Annotated in this window: 11 protein-coding genes; 2 read left to right on the forward strand and 9 right to left on the reverse strand. The window is 76.1% G+C overall.

Features of this window, described 5'->3' with window-relative positions; translation table 11 throughout:
• Positions 1-605 (reverse strand): alcohol dehydrogenase catalytic domain-containing protein (locus ABD994_RS30470; RefSeq protein ID WP_345425208.1); only part of this gene is annotated, 605 nt, incomplete at its 3' end.
• Positions 606-658: 53 nt separating this feature from the next.
• Between ABD994_RS30470 and ABD994_RS30475 the strand changes: the two genes are divergently transcribed.
• The gene (locus ABD994_RS30475; protein ID WP_345425211.1) at positions 659-1,924 is read left to right on the forward strand and encodes a geranylgeranyl reductase family protein; all 1,266 of its coding nucleotides are present in this window, start codon (positions 659-661) and stop codon (positions 1,922-1,924) included.
• 156 nt (positions 1,925-2,080) lie between these two features.
• Here ABD994_RS30475 and ABD994_RS30480 read toward each other — a convergent pair whose 3' ends face one another.
• From ABD994_RS30480 to rimP, 8 genes are all read right to left on the reverse strand, one after another.
• Positions 2,081-3,397, reverse strand: a complete 1,317-nt coding sequence (locus ABD994_RS30480) for an MATE family efflux transporter (RefSeq protein WP_345425214.1) — start codon at positions 3,395-3,397, stop codon at positions 2,081-2,083.
• The gene (locus ABD994_RS30485; protein WP_345425217.1) at positions 3,394-4,407 is read right to left on the reverse strand and encodes a DHH family phosphoesterase; all 1,014 of its coding nucleotides are present in this window, start codon (positions 4,405-4,407) and stop codon (positions 3,394-3,396) included. Before ABD994_RS30485 ends, ABD994_RS30480 begins: the two co-directional genes overlap by 4 nt.
• A gap of 68 nt (positions 4,408-4,475) precedes the next feature.
• The gene (rbfA, locus tag ABD994_RS30490; protein ID WP_345425220.1) at positions 4,476-4,994 is read right to left on the reverse strand and encodes a 30S ribosome-binding factor RbfA; all 519 of its coding nucleotides are present in this window, start codon (positions 4,992-4,994) and stop codon (positions 4,476-4,478) included.
• A 26-nt stretch (positions 4,995-5,020) separates the two neighbouring features.
• Positions 5,021-5,317: a DUF503 domain-containing protein gene (locus tag ABD994_RS30495; RefSeq protein WP_345425223.1), complete on the reverse strand. Its 297-nt coding sequence runs from the start codon at positions 5,315-5,317 to the stop codon at positions 5,021-5,023.
• 27 nt (positions 5,318-5,344) lie between these two features.
• On the reverse strand, positions 5,345-8,470 hold the full coding sequence (gene infB, locus ABD994_RS30500; RefSeq protein ID WP_345425227.1) for a translation initiation factor IF-2: 3,126 nt from the start codon (positions 8,468-8,470) through the stop codon (positions 5,345-5,347).
• A 61-nt stretch (positions 8,471-8,531) separates the two neighbouring features.
• Positions 8,532-8,939 carry a YlxR family protein gene (locus ABD994_RS30505; protein ID WP_425550158.1) on the reverse strand — a complete coding sequence of 136 codons (408 nt, stop codon included), beginning with the start codon at positions 8,937-8,939 and terminating at the stop codon, positions 8,532-8,534.
• Positions 8,940-8,942: 3 nt separating this feature from the next.
• Positions 8,943-10,019, reverse strand: a complete 1,077-nt coding sequence (gene nusA, locus ABD994_RS30510) for a transcription termination factor NusA (RefSeq protein WP_345425233.1) — start codon at positions 10,017-10,019, stop codon at positions 8,943-8,945.
• Positions 10,016-10,660, reverse strand: coding sequence for a ribosome maturation factor RimP (gene rimP, locus ABD994_RS30515; RefSeq protein WP_345425237.1), 645 nt, complete (start codon positions 10,658-10,660; stop codon positions 10,016-10,018). The genes nusA and rimP overlap by 4 nt, the downstream gene beginning before the upstream one ends.
• A 162-nt stretch (positions 10,661-10,822) precedes the next feature.
• On the opposite strand from rimP, the gene ABD994_RS30520 reads away from it, so the two are divergent.
• A partial coding sequence (locus ABD994_RS30520) for a hypothetical protein (RefSeq protein ID WP_425550159.1) occupies positions 10,823-11,060 on the forward strand: 238 nt, incomplete at its 3' end.

The raw sequence follows: 11,060 nt of genomic DNA on the forward strand, positions 1-11,060 counted from the left end.
CGGGCGGCCGGCGCCGGGTCGGCCACGACGGCCTCGGCCCCGACCGCGCCGCCGAGCAGGACCGCGGCGAGCCCGAGGCCGCCGGCCCCGAGCACCAGGACGCGGTCCCCGGCCCGCACCCCGCCCCGGTCGGCGACCGCGCGGAACGCCGTCGCCACCCGGCACCCGAGCAGGGCCGCGCCGCCGGCGTCGACGTCGTCGGGCACGGCCACGAGGTTGGCGTCGGCGTAGCGCAGGGCGACCAGCTCGGCGAACGAGCCGTCGTGGGTGAAGCCGGGCTGCTCCTGGTGCGGGCACACCTGGGCCTGTCCCGACGCGCAGACCGCGCAGCGCCCGCAGCCCTGGACGAACGGGGTGAGCACGCGGTCGCCCACCCGCGCCCGGCGCACCTCGCGGCCGACCGCGACCACCCGCCCGACCAGCTCGTGGCCGGGCACGAACGGGGGGACCACCCCGGCGTCGTGGCCGCGCCAGGCGAAGCGGTCGCTGGCGCAGAGCCCGGTGGCCTCGACCGCGACGACGACGCCGTCCGCGGCGGGGACCGGGTCGGGCCGCTCGACCACCGCCGGGTCGGCCCCGAACTCCTCGACGAGCACCGCGCGCATGGCCTGAGTCTCTCGGCCCGGCCGGGCACCCGCCCAGCAGGCATGCTGGAGGGGTGAGCACCCCGACGCGCACCGACGTCCTCGTCGTGGGCGCCGGCCCCGCCGGCTCGGCCGCGGCGGCCTGGGCCGCCGACGCCGGGCACGACGTCGTCCTCGCCGACGCCGCCGTCTTCCCCCGCGACAAGGCCTGCGGTGACGGCCTCACGCCGCGGGCCATCGCCGAGCTGGGCCACCTCGGGCTCGGCGAGTGGGTGCGCGGGCGGGGCACCAACCGCGGGCTGCGCGCCGCGGGCTTCGGCCAGCTGCTCGAGCTGCCCTGGCCCGGCGGCTCGCTGCCCGCGCACGGCGGGGCCGTCGCGCGCACCGAGCTCGACGACCGCATCCGCACGGTCGCCCTCGAGCGCGGGGCGCAGCCGGTGGAGGGCGCGCGCGCCGTCGCCGTCGAGCGGGACGGCGACCGGGTGTCGGGCGTCGTGTTCGACGGCCCCGGCGGGCCGTCCACCATCGCCTGCCGGCGCCTGGTCGTCGCCGACGGCGCCCGCTCGACGCTGGGCCGCGAGCTCGGCCGCGAGTGGCACCGCGACACCGCCTACGGCGTCGCCGCCCGGGGCTACGTGCGCTCCGGGCGCCACGACGACGGGTGGATCTCGTCGCACCTCGAGCTGCGCGGCACCGACGACGAGGTGCTCTCCGGGTACGGCTGGGTGTTCCCGCTGCACGACGGGCACGTCAACATCGGCGTCGGCACCCTCGCCACCGAGGCCCGGCCCGCGAACGTGCGGCTGCGCTCGCTGATCGCGCACTACGCCGCCCAGCGCCAGGACGACTGGCAGCTCGACGGCGAGGTGCGCGACGTCGCGTCGGCGCTGCTGCCGATGGGCGGCGCGGTGTCCGGCGTCGCCGGGCGCAACTGGGCCCTGGTGGGCGACGCCGCCGGGCTGGTGAACCCGCTCAACGGCGAGGGCATCGACTACGGCCTGGAGAGCGGGCGGACCGTCGCGGGCCTGCTCGGCGAGGACGACCTCTCGCTGGCCTGGCCGGCCACGCTGCGGGCGCACTACGGCTCGGCGTTCTCGATCGCGCGGCGCCTGGCGAAGCTCCTGACGCTGCCGCGCCTGCTCCCGCTCGCCGGTCCCGTGGGGATGCGCTCGCGGGCGCTGATGACCGTGGCCCTGCGCGTCATGGGCAACCTCGTGACCGACGAGGACGCCGACCTCGTCGCCCGCGCCTGGCGCCTCGCCGGCCGGGCGTCGCTGCGCGCCGACGAGCGCCCGCCGTTCCCCGCCGCCGACCTGCGCACCCCCGTCGCGGCGTCCTGACGGCTCGGCTCGGGGGCTCGGGCGGGGTCGCTCGGTGTCGGTGATAAGGAGTACCTGGTGCACCCCGTGTCCGCCGGCGGGGTGCACAGCGCGCTCCTGATCACGCTCGTTGTGCACCGGCCGCGGACGTCCTCCGGGTTTCCCCCAGATCGACCCTCAGGTCCCCGTGACCGCCCAGGCGTCACCGCGCACGCGCACCCCGACGGCCACGGCCCGCGCGGCGATGAACAGCGCCAGCCCCGCCCAGATGCCGAGCAGGCCCCAGCCCAGGGCCAGCGACAGCCAGATCACGGGCAGGAACCCGAGCAGCGCCGACCCGAGGGTGATGCGGCGCAGGAACGCGGCGTCGCCGGCGCCGAGCAGGACCCCGTCGAGGGCGAAGACGTACGCCGCGACCGGCTGCAGCGCGACGAAGAACCACCACGCCTGCGGGACGACGTCGCGGACGGCCGGGTCCGGGGTGAACACCCCCGGCAGGACGCCCGCCGTGGCCGCGAACACGACGCCGGCCGCGAGCCCGAGCACCAGCCCGTAGCGCGTCACGCGGCCGGACACCCGCCGCGCGGTCGCCACCGACGCGGCCCCCAGCGCCGCCCCGACCAGCGACTGCGCGGCGATCGCGAGGGCGTCGAGGACGGTGACCATGAACATCCACAGCTGCAGCACGATCTGGTGCGCGGCCACCGACGGCGCCCCGAAGCGCGCCGCCACGGCCGTCGCCGACAGGAAGCAGGCCTGGAACGCGGCGCTGCGCAGGAGCAGGTCGCGACCGAGCCCGAACTGCGCCCGCACGTCGGCGGGCACCGGGCGCACCGACACCCGCTCGCGCAGCAGCGCGCCGATGAACAGGACGCCGACCGTCACCTGCGCGGCGACGTTGGCCCACGCGGAGCCCTCGAGCCCCAGTGCCGGGAAGGGCCCGGGGCCGTAGACGAGCAGCGGGCAGAGCACCGCGGAGAACCCGTTGCCCGCGAGCACGACGACGATGGGCCGGCGGGTGTCCTGCACCCCGCGCATCCAGCCGTGCCCGGCCAGCGCGACGAGGATGCCCGGCGCGCCGAACACCGCGATCCGCAGCCACGACGTCGCCGCCGCCGACACCGCGCCCCCGCCGCCGAGCACGTCGGCGAGCCAGGGCGCCGCCGCCCAGAGCACCGCGACCACGACCGCACCGACCACCACCGCGATCCACGTCGCCGCGACGCCCTCGCGCACCGCCGCGGCACGGTCGCCGGCGCCGTGGTGGCGGGCGGCCCGGGCGGTGGTGCCGTAGGCGAGGAACGTGCCGAGGCTCGCCACCTGGGCGAGCACGATCCCGCCGACCGCGAGACCGGCGAGCGGGACCGCGCCCAGGTGGCCGACCACGGCCGTGTCGACGAGCAGGTAGAGCGGCTCGGCGACGAGCACCACCAGCGCCGACGACGCGAGCGCCAGGACCCGGCGCGCCCCGGGATCGGTGTCGGGGAGGGTCACCCCAGCAGGGGGGCGTCGGCGAGGGCGCGGCGGACGCGGTCGAGGATCTCCGGGGCGTCGCCGTCGAGCGTGAAGCCCGACGCGACGCGGTGCCCCCCGCCGCCGAGGGCCGACGCCGCCGTCGCGACGTCGAGACGGCCCTTGGAGCGCATGTTGGCCGTCCAGCGCCGCGCGCCCACCTGCTTGAGCACGACGGCGACCTCGGCCTCGGCCGTGGTGCGCAGGACGTCGATGACACTCTCGACCTCCTCCTGGCGGCCGAGCTCGACGTGGTCGCGGGTGACCAGCGCGTGCACGAGCCCCAGGCCGCGGGCCTCGTCGACCTCGAGGCGCGCGGTGGCGAGCACCGCCGAGAGCATCGACAGCCACGAGAACGGGTGCGTGTCGAGCAGCGGCCGGGTCACCGCCTCCGCGTCGACGCCCGCGACGAGCAGGCGCGCGGCCATGGCGTGGGTGTCCGGCGAGGCGGCGCGGAAGTTGCGGGTGTCGGTGACGAGCCCGGCGTACAGGCAGCGCGCGGTGGGCAGGTCGACCGGCGCGTCCATGGCGTCGAGCAGGTGCAGCACCATCACGGCGGTGGCCTCGGCCCGCGGGTCGACGTAGTAGTGCGTGCCGAAGCCCGAGTTCGAGACGTGGTGGTCGATGACCAGCGTCGTGCCGGCGCTCTCCGCGCGGTCCGCAAGCGGGCCGAGGCGGTCGACGCTGCCGGTGTCGAGGACGACCAGCAGCTCCGGGGCGTGCACCACGCGGTGGTGCGGCACGACGAGGCCCGCGACGTCGAGGTCGCGCAGCGACTCCGCCGGGTGCTCCGGTGCCCCGAAGGACACCTGGACGCGCGCGCCGCGCCGGTGCAGCGCGAGGCCGAGGGCGAGCGCGCTGCCCAGCGCGTCGGCGTCCGGGTTCACGTGCGCCAGCAGCACGACCTGGTGGGCGTCGGTGAGCATGCCCACCGCGTCCTCGAGGGCGATCGGGCGACTGGTGCCCGCCGCGCTCTCCTCCGCCGCGACCATGGCTGCCGCGCTCCCTCCGTGTCCGGGGCGCCCGGGGCGGGCGCCGGGGTCACGCTACGGAGTCACCGTCAGCGCGTCGACCGCAGCCCGTCACCCTCGCCGACGACCTCGTCCTGCTCGTCCCCGACGGGGATCTCGTCGAGATCCTCGAGGTCCTCCTCGCCGTCCTCCCGCGGTTTGCGGTAAGGGTCGGCCTCGCCGGCGTAGTCGGCCCCGACCGCGAGGGTCGCGACCTCGGCGTCGGCGCGCCGGACGCCCTCGAGCAGCTCGTCGAGCCGCGCCGCGCCCTCGGGGACGGCGTCGGGCTCGAACGCGAGGGTCGGGGTGAAGCGCACGCCGGTCTGCCGCCCGACGGCCGTGCGCAGCACGCCGCGGGCGCTCGCCAGCGCGGCCGCCGAGCCGGCGCGCTCGTTGTCGTCGCCGTACACGGTGTAGTAGACGGTCGCCTCGCGCAGGTCGGGCGTCACGCGGGTGTCGGTGATCGTCACCATCGCCAGGCGCGGGTCCTTGACCTCGTGCTCGAGCGTCGAGGCGACGATCTGGGAGATCCGCTTGGCGAGCCTGCGGGCCCGTGGCGCGTCGGCCATGGCGGGGTCCTCCTCGGTCGGGGTGTCTAGTCGTCGTGCGGACCCAGCCAGCGGGTCCGGGCCGAGAGCACCTGGAACTCCGGGTGCGCGGCGACGAGGCGTTCGCAGTGGTCGAGCACGTCGGTGACGTGCCCGGCGTCGGCGGCCACGGCGGCCACCCCGATCAGCGCACGACGGTGCAGATCGAGGTGGCCGGCCTCGGCCACCGACACGGCGAACTTCCTCTTGATCTCGGCGACGACCGGGCGCACCACGGAGCGCTTCTCCTTGATGCTCCCGACGTCGCCGAGCAGCAGGTCGAGCTCGAGGGCGCCGACGTACACGTCAGCGCCCCCGAGGGATCAGGAACCTCACTCGCGCGGCTTCTCCCGCATCTCGTAGGTCATGATCTTGTCGTCGACCTTGATGTCGTTGAACGACCCGAGCGTCAGACCGCACTCGTAGCCGTCGCGGACCTCGGTGGCGTCGTCCTTGAACCTCTTGAGCGAGTTGATCGTGAGGTTCTCCGCCACCACGGCACCGTCGCGGACCAGGCGCGCCTTGGCGTTGCGCCGGATGATCCCGTCGGTCACGAGGCAACCGGCGATCGCGCCCACCCGCGAGGAACGGAAGACCTCGCGCACCTCCGCGGTGCCGAGCTCGACCTCCTCGTAGATCGGCTTGAGCATGCCCTTGAGGGCCTGCTCGATCTCGTCGATGGCCTGGTAGATCACCGAGTAGTAGCGGATGTCGACGCCCTCGCGGCTGGCCAGCTCCGTGGCCTTGCCCTCGGCCCGGACGTTGAAGCCCAGGACGATGACGTCCGACGCGATCGCGAGGTTGATGTCGCCCTCGGTGATCGCACCGACCCCGCGGTGCAGCACGCGGAGCTGGACCTCCTCGCCCACGTCGATCTTCGTGAGCGCGTCCTCGAGAGCCTCGACGGTTCCCGAGTTGTCGCCCTTGATGATCAGGTTGAGCTCGTTGGTCTCCTTCAGCGCGGCGTCGAGGTCCTCGAGGGACACGCGCTTGCGACGCGACGCCAGCTGCGCGTTGCGCTCGCGGGCCCGACGCCGGTCGGCGATCTGGCGCGCCACGCGGTCCTCGTCGACAACCAGGAACGTGTCGCCGGCGCCCGGCACCGACGTGAAGCCGATGACCTGCACCGGACGCGAGGGCAGCGCCTCCTTCACGTCGTCGCCGAACTCGTCGAGCATCCGCCGGACGCGACCGGAGGCGTCGCCGGCGACGACCGAGTCGCCGACGTGCAGCGTGCCGCGCTGGACCAGCACCGTCGCCACGGGACCGCGGCCACGGTCGAGGTGCGCCTCGATCGCGACACCCTGGGCCTCCATGTCCGGGTTGGCCCGGAGGTCCAGCGAGGCGTCCGCGGTGAGCAGGACCGCCTCGAGCAGCCCCTCGATGTTGATGTTCTGGCGGGCCGAGATGTCGACGAACATGGTGTCGCCGCCGTACTCCTCGGCCACCAGCCCGTACTCGGTGAGCTGCTGGCGGATCTTCTGAGGGTTGGCGCCCTCCTTGTCGATCTTGTTGACCGCCACGACGATCGGCACGTCGGCCGCCTGCGCGTGGTTGATCGCCTCGATCGTCTGGGGCATCACGCCGTCGTCGGCCGCGACCACGATCACCGCGATGTCCGTGGACTTCGCGCCGCGGGCACGCATGGCGGTGAACGCCTCGTGACCCGGGGTGTCGATGAAGGTGATCTTCCGCTCGACACCCTCGAGCTCGGTGTCGACCTGGTACGCGCCGATGTGCTGGGTGATGCCACCCGCCTCGCCCTCGGCCACCCGCGTCTTGCGGATGGTGTCGAGGAGGCGCGTCTTGCCGTGGTCGACGTGACCCATGACGGTGACGACCGGCGGGCGGGCCTCGAGGTCCTCCTCGCCGCCCTCGTCGGAGCCGTAGCTGATCGAGAACGACTCGAGCAGCTCGCGGTCCTCCTCCTCGGGCGAGACGACCTGGACGTCGTAGTTCATCTCGCCGCCGAGCAGCTCGAGGACGTCGTCGGACACCGACTGGGTGGCCGTGACCATCTCACCGAGGTGGAACAGCACCTGCACGAGCGACGCCGGGTTGGCGTCGATCTTCTCGGCGAAGTCGGTCAGCGAGGCGCCGCGCGGGAGCCGGACCGTCTCGCCCTTGCCCTTGGGCAGGCGGACGCCGCCGACCGAGGGCGCCTGCATGTTGTCGAACTCCTGGCGCTTCTGCCGCTTCGACTTGCGCCCGCGACGGACCGGGCCACCGGCGCGCCCGAAGGCACCCGCGGCACCGCCGCCACGACCACGGCCACCGGGACCGCCGGGACGGCCACCGCCGCCACCGGGGCGGAAACCGCCACCGGCCGGGGCACCGCCGCCACCGCCACCGGGGCGGAAGCCACCGCCGCCACCGCCGGGACGACCGCCACCGCCGGGGCCACCACGGCCGCCGCCGGGGCCGCCACGGCCGCCGACGGCACCACCGGGCCCACCGCGTCCGGGCGGGCCGGACGGGCGGGACGGCATCATCCCGGGGTTGGGACGCGGGGGCATGTTGCCCGGCGTCGCACCGCCGGTGCCGCCGGGACGCGGCGGACGGTCGCCCGCCGCCGGACGCTCGCCGTCACGCGGCGGGCGCGGCGCCGGGGCGTCGCCGTCGCGCGGCGGACGCGGGCCGCCCTGACCGGGCTGGCCCGGCTGCTGGGGGCGCTGCGGGCGCGGCGGGGCGCCGGAGCCGACGCCGAAGGGGTTGTTGCCGACGCGCGGGGTCTTCGGTCCCGGCTTCGGGGCCGACGGGCGCGGCGCGACGGCCGCATCCCCACCGGCCTGGCCACCGTCCGCGGCGGCCGCCGCCGGACGCTGCTGCTGGCCGGGACGCGGGGCGCCCTGACCACCACCCTGGCGCTGGTCGCCACCGCGGTCGGCGGGGCGGTCCCCACCGGGACGCGGGATGCCGCCGGTGCGCGGACGGTCGCCCCCGGGACGGGGACGGTCGCCGCCCGGACGCGGACCCTGCGGGGCCTGCGGCGGCGGGCGCTCGGACCGCCCGGTCTCGGGCTCGGCCGGGGCCGGCGCCGGTGCGGCGGCCGCGGACTGCTCGTCGGGACGCGGACCGGGACGCGGACCGGGACGCGGGGCGCCACCGGTCGAGCCGTTGCCGGAGCCGGCGCCGTCACCGGAGCTGCTGCCGCCGCCGGGCGACGCGCCGGGACGCCGGCCGGGACGCGGGGCGCCACCGGCCGGGGCGGACCCACCGGCGGACGGCCCGGGACGCGGACCGCCGCCGGGGCGGGGGCCGGAGCCGGGACGGGGCTGGCGGCCGGAGCCGCTGCCGCCGCCGGACATGGAGTCGCGCAACTTGCGCACGACGGGGGCCTCCACGGTCGAGGACGCCGACTTGACGAACTCGCCGAGGGACTCCAACTGCGTGAGTACCTGCTTGCTGGTGACGCCGAGCTCCTTCGCGAGCTCGTGCACCCGGGCCTTACCTGCCACTGATCTCCTCATCCTCGAGGTCAGCGGGGGGCCCGCGACCTCGTGTCCTACGCCTGCGCCTTCATCGGGAGGGCTTCACGGCTGGCTCATGGGGGTCGACCTGCTTCCTCGTACCGACGCGACGGTCGTCGCGCCTGTCGTGCGGCTCGATGGTGACGGACTCCGGCGCGAGCAGTGCACGCAGGGCACCGGTGTCGAGCGGTCCCGGGACGCGCAGCGCCCGGGGGAACGCCGATCGGCGCTCCGCGCGGTGGAGGCAGTCCGGATCGGGGTGCAACCACGCGCCCCGACCGGGCAACCGGTGCCGTGGATCGGGATCGACGACCCCGTCCGTGGCGACCACCCGCAGGAGATCCGACGCCGAGGCCCGTGAGCGGCAGCCGATGCAGGTGCGCACCGGGCCGTGACCGTCATCGCGACGATCTCGATCCGACACCACCCCACGACCGGGCTCGCGGGTTCGGGCCACCGGTCACTCTACCGCGCCACGCGAGGGCTGCTCGACCCCGCCACCGGGAACCCCCACCCCGGACGACCCGTCCGGCGCCCCGTCGGGTCCCTCGTCAGGCAGGGTGGCTTCCGCGTCGGAGCGGATGTCGATGCGCCACCCGGTCAGCCGCGCGGCGAGCCGGGCGTTCTGCCCCTCCTTGCCGATGGCGAGGGAGAGCTGGAAGTCCGGCACGACGACGCGGGCCGCCCGGGTCTTGGCGTCGACGACCGTCACCGAGACGACCTTGGACGGCGAGAGGGCGTTGCCGACGTAGGTCGCCGGATCCTCCGCCCAGTCGATGATGTCGATCTTCTCGCCGTTGAGCTCGCTCATCACGCCGCGCACGCGGGCGCCCATCGGGCCGATGCACGCGCCCTTGGCACCCAGCCCCGCGACCGTCGACCGCACCGCGATCTTCGACCGGTGCCCCGCCTCGCGGGCCACCGAGACGATCTCCACCGCGCCCGACGCGATCTCGGGGACCTCGAAGGCGAAGAGCCGCCGCACGAGGTTCGGGTGGGTGCGCGAGAGCGTGACCTGCACGCCGCGCGGGCCCCGGTTGACGCCCACGACGTAGCAGCGGAGCCGGGCGCCGTGCTCGTAGCGCTCGCCGGGCACCTGCTCGGCGGCGGGCAGCACGCCCTCGATCGAGCCGATCTCGACGACGACCACGCCGCGGGCGTTGGCCCGGGCGTCCCGCTGGACGACGCCGGCGACGACCTCGCCCTCCTTGGCGGAGAACTCCCCGTAGGTGCGCTCGTGCTCGGCGTCGCGCAGCCGCTGCACCACGATCTGGCGCGCGGTCGCCGCCGCTATCCGTCCGAAACCCTCGGGGGTGTCGTCGTATTCCCCGACGACCTCGCCGTCCTCGGTCGTCTCGGGCACGAGCACCGCCACGTCGCCGGTCTTGCGGTCGACCTCGACGCGGGCCTTCGGGTGCTCCCCGCCGTTCTGCTTGTAGGCGGTGAGCAGGGCGGTCTCGATCGCGGAGAGCACGGTCTCGAACGGGATCTCCTTGTCCCGCTCGATGGCGCGCAGCGCGGCGATGTCGACCTTCACGACGGCTCCTCCTGTCCCGGCTCCCCGGCGGTCGCGGCGGCGACGAGGGCCGCCACCTCGGCGTCCGGCGCCGGCTTGAACTCGACCTCGACCACGGCACGCCGGACGTCGGCCAGCGGCAGCTCGTGGAGCACCGGGCCCCGCGGCGTGCCCTCGGCCAGGGTGACCACCGCCCGGTCGGCGTCCTCCCCCGCGGCGGCGACCGGCCCGACGCGCGCGCCGAGCGTGCTGCCGTCGGTGCGCGTCACCGCCACCCTGCGCAGCCACGCCCGCCGCCAGTGGTGCGCGCGGGTGAGCGGGCGGTCGGTGCCCGGCGTCGACACCTCGAGGGTGTACTCGGTCTCCGGGGTGGCGGCTCCACCGTCCGCGCCGGACTCGTCGAGGGCGTCGAGGGTCTGGGAGAGCTCGCGGCTCACCCCGGCGACGGCGTCGAGGTCCGGGCCCGGGGCCGGCGGGTCGTGGGGACCGGGGACGTCGGCGGTGTCCACGACGACGCGCACCACCGACCGGCGCCCGGCCGGGCGCACCTCGAGGTCGTCGAGCACGAAGCCGGCGGCCTCGACGATCCCGACGACGGTCGGTCGCAGGCGCTCGGCGGCGTCGGCACCGCCGGCGCGCGCCGGGGACGTCCCTGGGGACAACGGGGCTCCTCACGGGGAACGGATCCGCCGCGAGGCGGGGATCGGCACGACGCACCGGGGTGCCGGCGCGCAGTGGTCCAGGGTAGCGCTCGCCGGCACCCGTCCCCCGGGTGCGGGCGCGTCGGCGGGGGCCGCGGCGGGCGGCTGGCAGACTGGCCGGCCGTGGTCGCCGTGGACAGCCCCGTGGGTCCTGCCGAGCAGCGGTCCGGCACCCCGCGCCGGACGGTGCTGCGCGGGGCGGGGGCGCTGGTGACGCTCACCGGCCTGGCGGGGCTCGCCGCCGCCGGGTGCGCCCGCGAGGAGGGCCCGGACGAGCTCGAGGGCCCGCTCGCCGCGGCCCGGGCCGACGTGGTGGCGGCCGGCGCGGCGCTCGCCGCGTTCCCGCAGCTCGCCGACCTCG

The sequence above is a fragment of the Actinomycetospora chlora genome (genome assembly GCF_039542135.1).
GTDB lineage: Bacteria > Actinomycetota > Actinomycetes > Mycobacteriales > Pseudonocardiaceae > Actinomycetospora > Actinomycetospora chlora.